Below are 15,283 nucleotides of genomic sequence, written 5' to 3' on the forward strand. Positions count from 1 at the left end.
CGACGCGACGCAGCGCCTCCACGTCGAGCCGCGAATACCTTCAATAGCGCTTCACTGCCCGCCTTGCGAGCCCTTGGGAGAACCCGGCTCAGCCCCGCGCGGAGTTCTTGCCGGTCAGGATGCGCTCCCAGGCGAGCGCGTCGGCAACGATCTGGTCGAGGTCGTCGCGTTGCGGGGTCCAGCCGAGTTCGGCGCGGGCGAGATCCGAATTGGCAACCACCGCCGCGGCGTCGCCGGGACGACGATCGCCCATCTTCACCTCGAAATCATGGCCAAAGGCGCGCCGCACGCTGTCGATGACCTCGAGCACCGAGTAGCCATGGCTGTAGCCGCAATTGGCGACGAGGCTCGCGCCCCCGGCGCGCAGCCGCTGCAGGGCCAGGCGATGCGCCGCCGCCAGGTCGCTGACATGGATGTAGTCGCGCATGCAGGTGCCGTCCGGCGTCGGATAATCGGTGCCGAACACCTGCATGAACGGCCGCTTCCCGAGCGCCGTCTCGCAGGCGACCTTGATCAGATGGGTGGCGCCCGGCGTCGATTGGCCGGTGCGGCCCTTCGGGTCGGCGCCGGCGACGTTGAAATAGCGCAGCGCGGTATAGCGCAGGCCGTGCGCTATCGCCGCGTCGCGCAGCATCCATTCGCTCATCAGCTTGGACAGGCCATAGGGCGATTCCGGCGCCAGGCGGGCATCCTCGCGCACCGGCTCCAGCCCGGCGCCGCCATAGACGGCCGCAGTCGAGGAAAAGATGAAATTGGGCACGCCTTCGCGCACCGCGGTCTCGATCAGCGTGCGCGTCTTGCTGGTGTTGTTCTCGTAGTAGGCAAGCGGGTCGGCGACCGATTCCGGGACCACGATCGAACCGGCGAAATGGATGATCGCGTCGACCTTGTTTTCCCTGATGATCGAGCCGACCAACTCCCTGTCGGCGACATCGCCAACCACCAGCTTCGCCTCCGGCGCTACCGCCCATTCGAAGCCGGTCGAAAGACGGTCGAGAACGACCACGCTCTCGCCGGCATCCAGCAGCTCCCAGACCATATGGCTGCCGATATAGCCGGCGCCGCCTGTTACCAAAACTGTCATCCGCGACCTCGCATCTCAAGATTTATCGGAAACTGTCTCAACCCCGCTCTACTGGAAAGCCTGCCTGATAGCCATTAGAACTCGTGGTAACCGATATTGTCGGCATGTGGCATCGTCCTGAAACAAAATTGATCCACATCAACGGAATAGGCCACGATCCGTGGTCGTTAGGAACAGGTCCGGGGCGTGGCATTTTGACCAAAATGGCCCGGTGGACGACCAATAGGGCAATGATTATGATCCCGCGCAAAATTGGGAAGTCGACATGAACTATCAGCGGTTTTTCGAGGAAGCGATCGACCAGCTCCATGCAGAGCGTCGCTACCGCGTCTTCGCCGACCTCGAGCGCATCGCGGGCAAGTTTCCGCGCGCCATCTGGCGTTCCAATGGCCGCGCCGAGGAAATCACCGTCTGGTGCTCCAATGATTATCTCGGCATGGGCCAGCATCCCGACGTCATCGCCGCGTTCCAGAATGCGGCTGGCAAAATGGGGTCGGGCGCCGGCGGCACCCGCAACATTTCCGGCACCAGCAATCCGCTGGTAGAGCTCGAACTGGAGCTCGCGGACCTGCACGACAAGGAAGCCGCACTCGTCTTCACCTCTGGCTTCGTCTCCAACGAAGCCTCGATCTCGACCATCGCGCGGCTTTTGCCCAATTGCCTGATCATCTCGGACGAATTGAACCACGCCTCGATGATCGAAGGCGTGCGACGCTCCGGTGCCGAGAAGAAGATCTTCCGCCACAATGATGTCGCGCATCTGGAAAGCCTGCTGCAGGCGGCTGGCCGCGAACGCGCCAAGCTGATCGTCTTCGAAAGCGTCTATTCGATGGATGGCGACATTGCGCCGATCAAGCAGATCGTCGAACTCGCCGAGCGCTACAACGCCATGACCTATATCGACGAGGTCCATGCCGTCGGGATGTACGGACCGCGCGGCGGCGGCATCACCGAACGTGAGGGCCTGGCCGACCGCATCGACATCATCGAAGGCACGCTCGCCAAGGCATTCGGCACGCTAGGCGGCTACATCACCGGCACAAGTGCTGTCATCGACGCCGTGCGCTCCTATGCGCCGGGCTTCATCTTCACCACGGCGCTGCCGCCGGCGATCGCGGCTGCCGCGACCACGTCGATCCGCCATCTCAAGCGCTCGCAGGCCGAGCGCGACGCCCAGCAGCAGCAGGCCGCGAGGACCAAGCAGATACTCTCTGCCGCCGGCCTGCCAGTGATGGACTCGCCGACCCATATCGTACCGCTGCTGGTCGGTGATCCGGAAGCTTGCAAGATGGCCAGCGACCGGCTGCTCGGCGTGCACGGCATCTACATCCAGCCGATCAACTACCCGACCGTGCCGCGCGGCACCGAGCGGCTGCGCATCACCCCGACGCCGTTCCACTCCGATGCACTGATCGCCGAGTTGCAGGATGCGCTGGTCGAGACCTGGGATGCACTCGGCATTCCCTACGGCTCCGCCGGTCGGCCATCTGTGGCCAAGAGCGACCGGATTATTCCGCTGCTGGTGCCGAAATCAGGCGGCTGAAGCCGTTTGCTCAGACAGTCTTCATCCAATTCGCCAGACGATGCGCCGCTTCCTCGATCTGGTCGAGGCGGCGGTGGAAGCACAGCCTGAGGAAGGCTTCGCCGCCGGGGCCGAAGGCGGTGCCGGGCGCCAGACCGACATTGGCCTTGTCGACGATGTCGAAGGCGGCAGTGCGTGAATCGGTGATGCCGTCGACGGTGAAAAAGAGATAGAACGCGCCTTGCGGCACGGTGAACCGGGCGCGGCCTGTGGCGCCGAGAATGCCGCAGACCAGATCACGCGCCTTGCGCGCCCGCTCCACCTGTTCGGCAACGAAGGCATCGCCCTCATCGAGCGCTGCTACCGCGCCGCGCTGCATGAACTGGGCAACGCCGGAGTTCGAATACTGGATCAGGTTCTCGAACACCTGCTGCAAGGCGGGATGGGTCTTGATCCAGCCGACACGCCAGCCGGTCATCGCCCAGTTCTTCGAGAAACTGTTGACGAACAGGATGCGGTCTTCCGCCGTGGCGATATCGAGGAAGGACGGCGCACGGCCATGGCTGTAGTGGAACAGTGAATAAATCTCGTCGGCGATGATCCAGAGGTTCTTCGCGCGCGCCAGATCGAGGATCGCCTGCAAGGTTTCGGGATCGGCGGTCCAGCCGGTCGGGTTGGATGGCGTGTTGATGAACAGCGCCCTGGTGCGAGGCGTAATCGCCGCCGCAATCTTCTCGACGTCGCAGGACCAGCCATTGCCGGAATGGTCGAGCGTGACAGCCACCGGAACGGCTCCCGATATCCCTGCTGCAGCGTCGAAATTCGGCCAGGCCGGCGACAGGTAGATGACCTCGTCGCCGGCACCGGCGAGCGCGTCGAGCGCCAGCTGGATAGCGTGCATGCCGGACCCGGTGACGATGAATTGCTCCTCGGGGAAGGTCTTGCCGAAATGCCTGGCATAGTAGCGGGAAAGCGCCTGCCTGAGATCGGGGATGCCTCTCTGCCAGGTGTAGAACGTCTCGCCGCCGGCCAGCGCCTTCGACGCGGCATCGGTGATGAAGGCCGGCGTCGGTAGGTCGCCCTCGCCGGCCCAGAGCGGGATCATGCCCTCGCGCAGGCGGCCGTAATTGACGACGGCGACAATGCCGCTTTCGGGCGCGGCGCGGGCCTCCGTGCGCAGGCTGTCGATCAGGGTCATGGGCGGGTCCGTTCCAATCTCGGGCGTTGATCAGCGCTCCTTACCAGATGCGAAAACAGAAAACCCCGGCCGCGAACGACCGGGGTTTTGGTCCAGCAAGGCTTTGCCGAATTATCTCTTGGCGAGCAGGTCGCGAATTTCGGTGAGCAGCGCGACATCGGCCGGCGGCGGAGCGGCTGGTGCAGCCGGCTTCTCGCGCTCAAGCCGCTTGCGCATGTTGTTCACCGCCTTGACCATCAGGAAGATGATGAAAGCGAGAATAAGGAAGTTCAATGCGACGGTTATGAAGCTGCCATACGCGAAAACAGCGCCTTGCTTTTTGGCGTCCGCCAGCGACGTGGCGTTGACGGCCGAGGAGAGCCCCAGGAAATAGTTGTTGAAGTCCAAGCCGCCGAAAATCGCGCCGACGATCGGCATAATGATGTCGTTGACAAGGGAATCGACGATCTTGCCGAAGGCCGCGCCGATGATGACGCCGACCGCAAGGTCCATCACATTGCCCTTGGAAATGAATTCCTGGAATTCTTTCAGCATTCGACCCTCCTTGTCATGACAGGCCGAACTGCCGTTTCCGTCCCTGCGGGCATCGACCTAAGGGCAACATAACAAAAACCTCCGGTTGCAACATCGGCAAAAAGCAGGAAGCAACCGGTTTCTCCTTAGCTGTGGCACCCCTGGTTCTGCTTATCCGCATGTCGCGGCCGCGATCATGCTTCCAAAGCCGCGATGGACTCGGACGCCAAGCTGTGATTGCGTCCGGGCAAGCCGGATAAAAAGACGGCATAGGAGGAAATTCCAAGCGTGCAGGGCTTGTTTATCGTCATCATCGCGATCGCATATGTGACGCTGCTGTTCGCCATCGCCAGCCTGGGCGACCGCCGTTCGGCCATTTCCGAGCCAAGCCGGGCCCGGCCCTTCATCTACGCCCTCAGCCTCGCCATCTACTGCACGTCCTGGACGTTTTTCGGCTCGGTCGGCCTCTCCTCCGAACGCGGCCTCGAATTCCTCGGCATCTATACCGGCCCGGTGCTGGTCTTCGTGTTCGGCTTCCCATTGCTCAACCGCATCATGCGGCTGGCCAAGACCGAAAAGATCACCTCGATCGCCGACTTCCTCGGCGCCCGCTACGGCAAGAGTTTTACTGTCGCTGCAATCGCCACGCTGATCGCCACCATCGGCGCGGTCCCCTATATCGCGCTGCAGTTGAAGGCGATCTCCGGTTCTGTCAGCCTGATGGTCGAGCACTATACGGGATCGCCGCCCTCCTTCGATCCCTTCGTCAGCGACATCTCGCTGGTCGTCGCCATGCTGCTGGCGCTGTTTGCGGTTCTGTTCGGCACACGCCACGCCGACGCCACCGAACACCAGGACGGGCTGGTGCTGGCGGTGGCCGTCGAAACGGTGGTCAAGCTTGCCGCCTTCCTCGCCATCGGCCTGATGGTCACCTTTCTGATCTTCGGCGGCCCTGGCGACATGGTCGACAAGCTCGCCCAGAATGCACAGGTTCGGCAGGCGATGAGCTACAACACCTCGCTCGCCACCTGGCTGGTGCTGACTTGCCTGAGCGGCTTTGCCATCATCATGCTGCCACGACAGTTCTACGTCACCATCGTCGAGAACCGCGGCGAGGCCGAGTTGCGCACCGCGACATGGGTGTTTCCGCTCTACCTCGTGGCGATCAATCTGTTCGTGCTGCCGATCGCCTTTGCCGGCCTGTCGCTGGTCGGCACCGGAACCAGCAGCGATCTCTATGTGCTGTCGCTGCCTCTGTTCAGCGGCCATGACGTGCTGGCGATGGCGGCTTTCATCGGCGGGCTGTCGGCGGCGACCGCGATGGTTATCGTCGAGAGCGTGGCGCTGTCGATCATGATCTCCAACGACCTCGTCATTCCGCTGTTCGTGCGCCGGTTGCTGAAGACCTCGACCTCAGAGAACGAAGACTGGTCGACGCTCATCCTCAATGTGCGGCGCGGGGCGATCTTCATCCTGCTGTTCATCGCCTTCCTCTACTATCGCGAAAGCACCAACAGCGCGCGCCTGTCGTCGATCGGCCTGATGTCGTTCGCGGCCATCGCCCAGTTCGCACCCGCCCTGATCGGCGGGCTGATCTGGCGCGGTGCGAACGGCCGGGGGGCAGCACTTGGCATGGTCGCCGGCATCCTCATCTGGGGCTACACGCTGCTATTTCCGTCGCTTGTCGCACCCGATACCGGCATCATCGTGCACGGGCTGTTCGGCTTCGAGGCGTTGCGGCCGCAGGCACTGTTCGGCACCGTCGCCGAACCGCTGAACCACGGCGTGTTGTGGAGCCTGTCGATCAACGCGGTGTTTTTTGTGCTGGGCTCACTCTCGCGCGCGTCGGTGCCGCTGGAGCGCATCCAGGCGTCGATCTTCGTGCCGCGCGAGGCCGGCCCGATGCCCAGCCTGCGCCGCTTCCGCACCGCCATCACCGTCAACGACCTCAAGGACACGATCGGGCGCTATCTCGGCGTCGAGCGCACCGAGCGCTCCTTCCAGTCGTTCGAAAAGACCAACGGAACCTCGCTGCACGGCAACGAGCAGGCGAGCATGGACGTCATCCGCTTCTCCGAGCAACTGCTGGCCAGCGCCGTCGGTTCCTCGTCGGCGCGGCTGATCCTGTCGCTGCTGTTTCGGCGCCACGACCGCGAATCCAGGGACGCCTTCCGCTTGCTCGACGACGCCACCGAGGCGCTGCAGCACAACCGCGACCTGCTTCAGATCGCGCTCGACCAGATGGAACAAGGCATCACTGTCTTCGATCGCGACTTCCGCCTGATCTGCTGGAACCGCCAGTACCGGGCGCTGTTCGACCTGCCCGATGAGATGGGCCAGGTCGGCGTCTCGCTCGACCGCATCCTGCGCCATCTTGCCGAGCGGGGCGATATCCCTGCCGATCAGCGTGTGGCGATGCTCAACCGGCTGACCAGCTTCGTCAGCCCCTGGCAGATGGAACTGAAGACCAGCGGCCGCATCCTGGAACTGCGTTCCAACCCGATGCCGGACGGCGGCATCGTCGCCACCTATGCCGACATTTCCGGGCGCGTCGAGCAGGATTTGGCGCTGAAACGCGCCAATGAATCGTTGGAGCAGCGCGTCAAGACCCGCACCATCGAGCTGACTCGGGTCAACGAGGAGTTGACCCGCGTCAACGAGGAACTGGCGCAGGCGCAGATGCTGGCCGAGGAGGCCAATCTCGGCAAGACACGTTTCCTCGCCGCCGCCGGCCACGACATCCTGCAGCCGCTGAACGCCGCCCGGCTTTATTGCTCGTCGCTGATCGAGAAAGCCGGCAAGGGGCCTGCCGGCAAGGCAGCGGTCAACATCGAATCCTCGCTGGAATCGGTCGAGACCATTCTCGGCGCCGTGCTCGACATCTCCCGCCTCGATGCCGGCGCGATGAAGCCGGACGATAGCGCCTTCAACCTTGACGGATTGCTGCGCCAGATCGGCAACGACTTCCGGCCGCTCGCCGCCGAAAAGAAGCTCGAGCTGACGATCATGCCGTCGTCGCTGACCGTGACCACGGACCGTAACCTTTTGCGCCGCCTGATCCAGAACCTCGTCTCAAACGCCATCAAATACACAAGACACGGCCGCGTGCTGGTCGGCGTCAGGCGGCGCGGCGAACTGGCCGAGATCCAGGTGATCGACACCGGCATCGGCATCGCCGGCGACAAGCTGAACACAGTCTTTCGCGAATTCACCCGGCTCGACGAAGGCGCGCGCGAAGCCGAGGGCCTCGGTCTCGGCCTCTCCATCGTCGACCGCATCGCCCGGGTGTTGCGCCTGGAGATCCGGATCTTTTCCAATTCCGGCAAGGGCACGCGCTTCTCCGTCATCCTGCCCGTGGCCGCCGTGCAGGAGCCGCGACGCGAAATCGAAACCAGGGTTCCTGCCCGCGCGACCGCTTCGCTGGCCGGGCTGCACGTGCTCTGCATCGACAATGATGCCCGTATCCTCGAAGGCATGCGGCTCCTGCTCGAAGGCTGGGGCTGCAATGTCGACACCGTGTCCGGCTCAAAGGATCTGGGTAGTACCGCAATGCACCGCCCGGACATCGTCCTTGCTGATTATCATCTCGACGGCGAAACCGGTCTCGACATCATCGCCAGGCTGCGCACGATCCATGGCGACACCCTTCCGGCCGTGCTGGTCACCGCCGACCGCTCCAACGAGGTGCGCACGGCCGCCGGCGGGCTCGAGATTCCGGTGATCAACAAGCCGCTAAAACCTGCGGTGCTGCGTTCAATGATGGCCAGGGTCAGGCCGCTGGCATCCGCGGCCGAATAGCATCAAAGGCGCCCGGCCGGAGTCGGCGATCTCAGCGCCGGTGTCCGAGGCTTTCGAGGTAGGCGCAGAACATGTCGGCCATGCCGTCGGCGTAGCTTTCGATCTCGCCTGGCGTTCGAGGACTTCCCGAAAAGTCCTTACCCACCGCGCTGAGTGTCGTGATGATCAGGTCGCCCGCCAAGGCACGGACGGCTTCCCCAGCCTCGGGCAATGCCTCCCGCAGGAAGGTCTGGACGGTGCGCTCGCCCGAGGCTTTCGCCTCGTGCGCTTCGGGCGCGTCACGGTAAAAGGGTGCGGCGTCGTTGAGCGCCACGCGCAGCGCAGCCTCTTCGCACTCCGAGCGGATGAAGGCGTGGACCAGTGCGCGCAGCCGTTCGAGCGGCGGTCGCTGGTCATTCTCGAGTATGGTGCGCAGCAGGCCACCCGTCTGCCGCCACTCGTCGCTCTGGAGCCTGAACAGAAGTGCGGCCTTGTTCGGGAAATACTGATAGAGCGAACCGACACTCACCCCGGCTCTTTCGGCGACGCGTGTGGTGGTGAAACGCTGCGCGCCCTCGCTCGCCAAAACCTGAACGGCAGCCTCCAAAATCGCCGCGACAAGGTCCGTGGCACGGGCCTGTTTGGGCTGTTTTCGTGAGGAAATCGAAGGACTTGGGCGTCCGGTCATGGCTCGGCCCGGCAATGCGAATTGGAAACCTGAAGGATTATTCGTATTTTTCGGCACAGCACAAGCACGCAGCCATTTCGACCGGAGACTTTCATGACGACGCTGACCGATGCCCCGCTGGCACCCCTGCTCGCCCGCCTGTTCAAGGAAGCCAATGCCGCGACCAGTCCGGCGGTGGCCGCACTCTCGCACGAAGAGCGGGCGCGCCTGCTCAACAGCAAGACCGAATATGTCGATTTCTACGGACGGCTGAAGGATCTCTGGCTCGCGATCTCGCCGGAGACCGGCACGCTGCTCTATATGCTGGCACGGGGCAGCGGCGCCCGCATCATCATCGAGTTCGGAACCTCGTTCGGCATCTCGACGCTCTATCTTGCCGCGGCGCTGAGGGACAATGGCGGCGGCCGTCTGATCACCACCGAGTTCGAGCCGTCCAAGGTCACGCGGGCCAAGGCCAACCTGACTGAGGGCGGCCTCATCGACCTGGTGGAGGTCCGCGAGGGAGACGCGCTGCAGACGCTGAGCGCCGACCTGCCGGATACGATCGACCTGCTGCTTCTCGATGGCGCCAAGGCGATCTACCCGGAGATCCTGAGCCTGGTCGAGAGCCGCCTGAGGCCGGGCGCATTGGTCATCGCTGACAACGCCGATTTCTCGCCCGAATATCTGGAACGCGTGCGCTCCCCGGCATCGGGCTACATGTCCACGCCGTTCGGCGAGGACGTCGAGCTGTCCGTGCGGCTCGGCTGAACGGTCTCACCGCCGCATAGGATTCAACACGCGGCTCAAACCTCCATGTCGAAAGGTCCAAAATGTCGGCAGGCACTCACCTCTAGCCTCTTTGTTTTGACGCGATTCCCAAGGGAAAGCGCTATGCGCTTTTCCCGGGAAAACCGTTTCACACTTTTCCTGGAATTGCTTTAGGTCAGGCTGTCGACCATCTGGGAACTGCGGAACCGAGGCCGCCCGGCATTGCCCCCCACGGGCGGGCGATGCTCGCGAAAGGCCATTGCAAGGGTCCTCAGCGCCTCGCGGGACTTGGCGTCCGTGAGCGTCGAAAGCAGCACGATCTCGGAGGGTGGCAGCGCCGGCAGCCCGAACTTCCGGCTGACCTCGATGGTGCCGGAAGGGGCAAGCCGGCAGGAAAATACCGAGGCTGCGAGGCCGGCCGAGACGGCTTCGGCAACGGCGAAGGAGCCGCAGCCAAGGAACACTTCCGTCCACGGTATTCCGACAGCGTCGAGCGCGCGGGTCGTGATGTTGCGGATACCGCAGGATGGCGAGGATGCTGCCAGGCGCAGCGGCTCGTCGGCCCGGTGGACGAAGTTCGGGGCGGCGTACCAGCCGAAATGTTCGGGCGCCAGCACTTCACCATCGCGCCGGTCGTCCTCCCGGCGGATGATCGCCGCATCGATCTCACCGCGATCGAAGGCGTCCAGCAGGTCGCGCGAATCATCGAGTCTCACTTCGATGGTGAGCGCCGGGTCATGCGCATTGAGCCGCGCCAGCAATGTCGGGACCTCCGCGCCTCCGACATGGGTGGCGATGCCCAGCGTGAAGCGGCGGCGAACCGAAGACAGGCTGGCAATGGCGCGGTCGTGCGCGGCGAGGAAGTCGCGCGCGGGTTGAAGAAACACCGCGCCCTGCGCCGACAAGCGCACCAGCCGAGGTGTGCGCTCGATCAATTTCTGGCCGACGCGCTCTTCCAGCCGCTTCAGCTTCACGCTGATCGCCCCTTGCGTGCTGCCAAGAGCCTCGGCCGCGCGCGTGAAGCTTTGAAGATCGGCGATGGCAACGAATGTTTTCACAGCATCTACGTCCAGCGTCATGTCAGCTATCCGCACTTGTTGTCTCTGAAATAGCCAACCATGCAATTCTAAAATGATCAAGCCTCGCCTACGCTGGCCATACGCGCGCCGGGCGAGCTGTGATGGATTCGCCGATTGCCGCCCAATACGTTCGAAAGGTTGAACCATGCCTACTGCACTGACCCGCCGAGGCATCATCGTTCTGTTTGCCGCCTGCCTGGCGTGCCTGATGTTCGGTCTGGAGATTTCAAGCGTTCCCACGATCCTGCCGACACTGGAGCAGGTGCTGCACGCCGACTTCAAGCAACTGCAATGGGTGATGAACGCCTATACGATCGCGGTCACGACGGTGCTGATGGCGGTCGGCACGATCGCCGATCGTTACGGCCGTAAGCGTGTCTTTCTGGTCTCCATCGCCGCCTTCGGCCTGACATCACTGATCTGCGGCGTCGCCGAAAGCGTCTCCACGCTCATCGTCGCCCGGTTTCTGCAGGGGCTGAGCGGCGGTGCCATGCTGATCTGCCAGCTTGCCGTGCTGTCGCATGAATTCAGGGAAGGACGCGAACGCGCTGTCGCCTGGGGCTGGTGGGGCGTCATCTTCGGCACCGGCCTCGGCTTCGGCCCCATCATCGGCGGCGGCATCGTCGCGGTCTCGAGCTGGCAATGGGTGTTTCTCGTCCACGTGCCGGTTGCTGCGCTGGCATTCGCCCTCGCTCTGATGGGCGTCCACGAATCGAAGGATCCGCAGGCGGGCAAGCTCGACATAGCGGGCATCCTGACGCTGTCGCCGTCGGTCTTCTGTCTCGTCTTCTACATCATCCAGGGGCCGGATCTGGGTTTCTCCAGCCCAACCGCGCTGGCGATCCTCGGTATCTCGATAGCGAGCTTCATCGCCTTCCTCATTGCCGAGAAGGTCAGCCAGCGGCCGATGTTCGACTTCTCGGTCTTCCGGATCCGGCCCTTTTCCGGCGCCATCGTCGGCTCGACGGCGATGAACCTCAGCTATTGGCCTTTCATGATCTACCTGCCGATCTGGTTCCACGCCGGGCTCGGCTATGACAGCGTCTCCACCGGCCTTGCCCTGCTTGCCTACACGCTGCCGACGCTTGTGCTGCCGCCCGTGGCAGAGCGACTCACGCTGCGTTACAAGCCCGGCATCATCATTCCGGCAGGCCTCGTCATCATCGGCGTCGGGTTCATCCTGATGAAGTTCGGCAGCGCCGCCGCGCAACCGGATTGGCTGACTATGTTGCCCGGCTGCCTGATCGCCGGGACAGGTCTGGGAATAACCAATACACCTGTCACCAACACGACGACGGGGTCCGTTTCGAGCGACCGCGCCGGCATGGCTTCCGGCATCGACATGAGCGCTCGCATGGTGTCATTGGCGCTGAACATCGCGGTGATGGGCTTCATCCTGGCGAACGGTGTGCTGGCGCATCTGGGGCAAGCGTTGCCTGACCTCGACGCCGCCCAATTGCGTCTCGTCGCCGAAGCGATCGCTGCTGGAAATCCCATCTCCGGCCTCGCCGCTTCGGTCGCTCAGGATGCGCTGCGGAACGGCTTTGGCTGGGTCATGCTCTATGGCGGGATCGGCGTCTGGATCATGGCCGCTATCAGTTTCGCGAGCTTCAACCCCAGGCCGATGCGGAGGACGGAAGTTCAGTGCTCTGATTGAACAATGTTCCGATTGAACAGGGACCGCCCTGGCGATCAACCCGCCGGCTGCAGCGGGTCGCTGCCGATCTTGGACAGGAGGATCACCGCCTGGGTGCGGCTGTCGACGCCGAGCTTCTGCAGGATGGCCGAGACATGCGCCTTGATGGTGGCCTCGGAGACGCCGAGTTCATAGGCGATCTGCTTGTTGAGCAGGCCCTCGGCCAGCATGCCGAGCACGCGGGTCTGCTGCGGCGTCAGCGCCTGCAGGCGCTTGATCAGGTCGGATATTTCGGGATCGCGCTCGACGCCGAGATCGACGCCGACGGGTGCCGCAATATCGCCGGCAAGCACTGACTGCACGGCGCTGCGGATCTCTTCCATGCTGGCCGATTTGGAGATGAAGCCGGAGGCGCCGAGATCGAGCGCCCGCCTGATGGTCGCCGGATCGTCATGCGCCGACACCACCACCAGGGGCACCGCCGGATGGATGCCACGCAGCGAGATCAAGCCGGAGAGGCCGCTGGCGCCCGGCATCGACAGGTCGAGCAGCACCAGATCGATATCCTCGTTGGCAACGACCAGCGCCTTGGCGCTCTCGAAATCGCCGGCCTCGTGGATGGCGGCGACATTGCCGATGCCGGCAAGTGCTTCGCGCAGCGCGCCACGAAACAGCGGGTGATCGTCGGCGATGACGAAAGAATAGCCTGCCGGCAAATGTCCCTCCCCGAATCCCCCGATGATTTTTAGTTTTTCCGGGATCAGTTGGACGATTATGAGGGGCTGCGCGCTGTTTTCAAGCGGCAAAGCCAGCGCGCCGCGTTTTCCCTGCTGAAATCAAAATGCTACAGCGACGCTCAGGTCTTCTGCGAATTGAGCTGGGCGCCGTTGTCCTTGTCCATATCCTTGACGATGCCCATGAAGCCGCGCAGGAAGCGTTCCATGTAGCTCATCGTCTTGTTGAAATCCTCCTCGCTCGGCAGTTTCGATTCGAGGCGGGCGGAGAGCGAATTTTCGAGCTTGGTGACGCGCTCGTCCATTGCCTTCATCGAGGTCTGCAAGCGGTCGACCTCGTCCTGGAAAGCGGCACGTTCGTCGGCTGCCATCTTGCAGACGAGCTGGCCGGAGCGCTCCTCGCAAATCGACATGGCGCCGGTCTGCATATCCATACGGACGTAGCCATTATCAGACTTTTCCAGCTGGTAGCGGTCGGTTTCTTCCGAGTATGCTGAAGCCGCGACCAGCGAAACGAGCGCGGCGGGGATCAAGATGTGCTGCAGACGCATGTTGTCCTCCATGGCCAAGGCCTGAAATATCGCATGTTTGCGCCGGAAATGGGGAAGACCCTTGGCGTGGCCTTTCCCGCGTGGCTGGTTCGGACGCATTTTGACGCAATTTCCGGACGGAAAACCGTTTCACACTTTTCCTGGAATTGCTCTATAGCGCAACCATGTCTCAGATTATCTACAAGATAACCCCGCAAGCGCCTTGGCGCGAGGCCGAAACACATGGCCGCTTCACCGGCGCGTCGATCGATGTCGCCGACGGCTTCATCCATTTTTCCACGGCGGCGCAGGTCAAGGGAACGGCGGCAAGGCACTTTGCCGGCCAGACCGACCTTCTGCTGGTCGCCATCGACGGCGCCAACCTGGGCGCAGCGCTGAAATATGAGGTTTCGCGCGGCGGCGCGCTGTTTCCGCATCTTTATGGTCCGCTCGACCTCAAGGCCGTGCTGTGGGTCCGACCACTGCCGCTTGGCGCCGATGGGGTGCACCAGTTCCCGGCACTGGAGGGGCAATGAGCGTGCTCGACCGGCTTGGCCAGAAGCTGCTGTTCACCTTCGATCCGGAAACCGCGCATGGCCTGTCGATCGCGGCGCTGCGATGCGGTCTGCCGGTTGGGGCATCGGCGACGCGCGATGCCCGGCTGAAGGTGACGGTCCGCGGCCTCGAGTTTCCCAATCCGCTCGGCATGGCTGCGGGCTATGACAAGAATGCCGAAGTGCCCGACGCACTGCTCGGCCTGGGTTTCGGCTTTGCCGAGGTCGGCACGATCACGCCGCTGCCGCAGGCCGGCAACCCGAAGCCGCGCATCTTCCGGCTGACGGCCGACGACGCGGTGATCAACCGGCTGGGCTTCAACAATGAGGGCCATGCAGCGGCTGAAAAACGCCTTGCCGCACGCAAGGGGCGTGGCGGCATCGTCGGCGTCAACATCGGCGCCAACAAGGACAGCGGCGATCGCATCGGCGACTATGAGCGCGGCGTCGCCCGATTTGCGCAATACGCCAGCTATCTGACCGTCAACATCTCCTCGCCCAACACGCCGGGCCTGCGCAACATGCAGGCGCGCGAACAGCTTGGCGAGCTTTTGTCGCGGGTCATGGCCGCGCGTGCAGCAGGCGCTGCGCAGCCGCCGATTTTCCTGAAGATCGCCCCGGATCTGCTCGAGGCGGAGTTGGAGGACATCGCCGCCGAGGTCACCGAGAAACGGATCGACGGTGTCATCGTCTCCAACACCACCATCTCCCGACCGCCGCTGCGCAGCGGCGCTGCGGTGCGCGAAACCGGCGGGCTCTCGGGAAAACCCTTGTTCGAACGCTCGACCATCGTGCTGGCGAAGATGCGCAAGCTGCTTGGCGCGGACCGCGCCATCATCGGCGTCGGCGGTGTCGATTCCACCGAGACGGCACTGGAAAAGATCCGCGCGGGCGCTGATCTCGTCCAGCTCTACACCAGCATGATCTATGCCGGACCGGCACTGCCGGGCCGGATTGTCGCCGGGATGGCACGCTTTGCCGACACAGAACGGTTCGGATCCATTCGCGAGTTGCGCGACAGCCGCCTCGACTTCTGGGCGTCCAAGCAACTCTGAAGTGCTCTCAGGAGCGTAGATTGCGACTGACGGCCCGCTCGCAGATGGTGCCGCCGATGCCAGATAGTTTCGCATAAGCTCGCCCTGGAACAATTGGTGCATCAAGTCTGTTGGAAGTCGACTGGAAGTGCAAGTTCATCCGACGGCGCGGCAGGGCAACGAA

The 15,283-nt window shown here is 63.4% G+C and carries 13 protein-coding genes; 6 read left to right on the plus strand and 7 right to left on the minus strand.

What is annotated here, in order from left to right:
* Nucleotides 1-88: 88 nt before the first annotated feature.
* On the minus strand, nt 89-1,084 hold the full coding sequence (gene galE / locus NKI73_RS12830) for a UDP-glucose 4-epimerase GalE (RefSeq protein WP_352630067.1): 996 nt from the start codon (nt 1,082-1,084) through the stop codon (nt 89-91).
* Between the two features lie 265 nt (nt 1,085-1,349).
* Between galE and hemA the strand changes: the two genes are divergently transcribed.
* Entirely contained in the window at nt 1,350-2,627 is a 1,278-nt protein-coding gene (hemA, locus tag NKI73_RS12835; RefSeq protein ID WP_352630069.1) for a 5-aminolevulinate synthase, read from the plus strand.
* Nucleotides 2,628-2,637: 10 nt separating this feature from the next.
* On the opposite strand, the gene NKI73_RS12840 is transcribed toward hemA, so the two are convergent.
* Nucleotides 2,638-3,804, minus strand: a complete 1,167-nt coding sequence (locus NKI73_RS12840; RefSeq protein ID WP_352630071.1) for a pyridoxal phosphate-dependent aminotransferase — start codon at nt 3,802-3,804, stop codon at nt 2,638-2,640.
* A gap of 111 nt (nt 3,805-3,915) precedes the next feature.
* Nucleotides 3,916-4,338, minus strand: a complete 423-nt coding sequence (gene mscL / locus NKI73_RS12845; RefSeq protein WP_056588266.1) for a large conductance mechanosensitive channel protein MscL — start codon at nt 4,336-4,338, stop codon at nt 3,916-3,918.
* A gap of 267 nt (nt 4,339-4,605) precedes the next feature.
* On the opposite strand from mscL, the gene NKI73_RS12850 reads away from it, so the two are divergent.
* Nucleotides 4,606-8,115: a PAS domain-containing hybrid sensor histidine kinase/response regulator gene (locus NKI73_RS12850; protein WP_352630074.1), complete on the plus strand. Its 3,510-nt coding sequence runs from the start codon at nt 4,606-4,608 to the stop codon at nt 8,113-8,115.
* Between the two features lie 31 nt (nt 8,116-8,146).
* Here the strand turns inward: NKI73_RS12850 and NKI73_RS12855 are convergent, their stop codons facing one another.
* On the minus strand, nt 8,147-8,782 hold the full coding sequence (locus NKI73_RS12855; protein ID WP_352630076.1) for a TetR/AcrR family transcriptional regulator: 636 nt from the start codon (nt 8,780-8,782) through the stop codon (nt 8,147-8,149).
* A 93-nt stretch (nt 8,783-8,875) separates the two neighbouring features.
* On the opposite strand from NKI73_RS12855, the gene NKI73_RS12860 reads away from it, so the two are divergent.
* Nucleotides 8,876-9,532: an O-methyltransferase gene (locus NKI73_RS12860; protein WP_352630078.1), complete on the plus strand. Its 657-nt coding sequence runs from the start codon at nt 8,876-8,878 to the stop codon at nt 9,530-9,532.
* 170 nt (nt 9,533-9,702) lie between these two features.
* On the opposite strand, the gene NKI73_RS12865 is transcribed toward NKI73_RS12860, so the two are convergent.
* Nucleotides 9,703-10,611, minus strand: a complete 909-nt coding sequence (locus tag NKI73_RS12865; protein ID WP_352630080.1) for a LysR family transcriptional regulator — start codon at nt 10,609-10,611, stop codon at nt 9,703-9,705.
* Between the two features lie 145 nt (nt 10,612-10,756).
* Between NKI73_RS12865 and NKI73_RS12870 the strand changes: the two genes are divergently transcribed.
* Nucleotides 10,757-12,268, plus strand: coding sequence for an MFS transporter (locus NKI73_RS12870; RefSeq protein ID WP_352630082.1), 1,512 nt, complete (start codon nt 10,757-10,759; stop codon nt 12,266-12,268).
* A 35-nt stretch (nt 12,269-12,303) separates the two neighbouring features.
* Here the strand turns inward: NKI73_RS12870 and NKI73_RS12875 are convergent, their stop codons facing one another.
* Nucleotides 12,304-12,963 (minus strand): response regulator transcription factor, encoded by a 660-nt coding sequence (locus NKI73_RS12875; RefSeq protein ID WP_352630084.1) that lies wholly within the window; start codon nt 12,961-12,963, stop codon nt 12,304-12,306.
* A 140-nt stretch (nt 12,964-13,103) separates the two neighbouring features.
* Nucleotides 13,104-13,532: a hypothetical protein gene (locus NKI73_RS12880; protein WP_352630086.1), complete on the minus strand. Its 429-nt coding sequence runs from the start codon at nt 13,530-13,532 to the stop codon at nt 13,104-13,106.
* Nucleotides 13,533-13,696: 164 nt separating this feature from the next.
* Here NKI73_RS12880 and NKI73_RS12885 point away from each other — a divergent pair, with 164 nt between their 5' ends.
* Complete coding sequence (locus NKI73_RS12885; RefSeq protein WP_352630088.1) at nt 13,697-14,047, plus strand: DUF952 domain-containing protein; 351 nt, start codon at nt 13,697-13,699, stop codon at nt 14,045-14,047.
* A complete protein-coding gene (locus NKI73_RS12890; RefSeq protein ID WP_352630090.1) occupies nt 14,044-15,120 on the plus strand; it encodes a quinone-dependent dihydroorotate dehydrogenase in 1,077 nt (358 codons plus the stop codon). The genes NKI73_RS12885 and NKI73_RS12890 overlap by 4 nt, the downstream gene beginning before the upstream one ends.
* The last annotated feature ends 163 nt before the right edge of the window (nt 15,121-15,283 follow it).

This window comes from Mesorhizobium sp. M0496 (assembly GCF_040321205.1).
Lineage (GTDB): Bacteria > Pseudomonadota > Alphaproteobacteria > Rhizobiales > Rhizobiaceae > Mesorhizobium.

Excerpts from the sequence above, each read along its gene's own strand:
- galE (WP_352630067.1), bottom strand. The coding sequence starts at position 1,084 with ATGACAGTTTTGGTAACAGGCGGCGCCGGCTATATCGGCAGCCATATG.
- hemA (WP_352630069.1), top strand. The coding sequence starts at position 1,350 with ATGAACTATCAGCGGTTTTTCGAGGAAGCGATCGACCAGCTCCATGCA.
- NKI73_RS12840 (WP_352630071.1), bottom strand. The coding sequence starts at position 3,804 with ATGACCCTGATCGACAGCCTGCGCACGGAGGCCCGCGCCGCGCCCGAA.
- mscL (WP_056588266.1), bottom strand. The coding sequence starts at position 4,338 with ATGCTGAAAGAATTCCAGGAATTCATTTCCAAGGGCAATGTGATGGAC.
- NKI73_RS12855 (WP_352630076.1), bottom strand. The coding sequence starts at position 8,782 with ATGACCGGACGCCCAAGTCCTTCGATTTCCTCACGAAAACAGCCCAAA.
- NKI73_RS12860 (WP_352630078.1), top strand. The coding sequence starts at position 8,876 with ATGACGACGCTGACCGATGCCCCGCTGGCACCCCTGCTCGCCCGCCTG.
- NKI73_RS12865 (WP_352630080.1), bottom strand. The coding sequence starts at position 10,611 with ATGACGCTGGACGTAGATGCTGTGAAAACATTCGTTGCCATCGCCGAT.
- NKI73_RS12870 (WP_352630082.1), top strand. The coding sequence starts at position 10,757 with ATGCCTACTGCACTGACCCGCCGAGGCATCATCGTTCTGTTTGCCGCC.
- NKI73_RS12880 (WP_352630086.1), bottom strand. The coding sequence starts at position 13,532 with ATGCGTCTGCAGCACATCTTGATCCCCGCCGCGCTCGTTTCGCTGGTC.
- NKI73_RS12885 (WP_352630088.1), top strand. The coding sequence starts at position 13,697 with ATGTCTCAGATTATCTACAAGATAACCCCGCAAGCGCCTTGGCGCGAG.
- NKI73_RS12890 (WP_352630090.1), top strand. The coding sequence starts at position 14,044 with ATGAGCGTGCTCGACCGGCTTGGCCAGAAGCTGCTGTTCACCTTCGAT.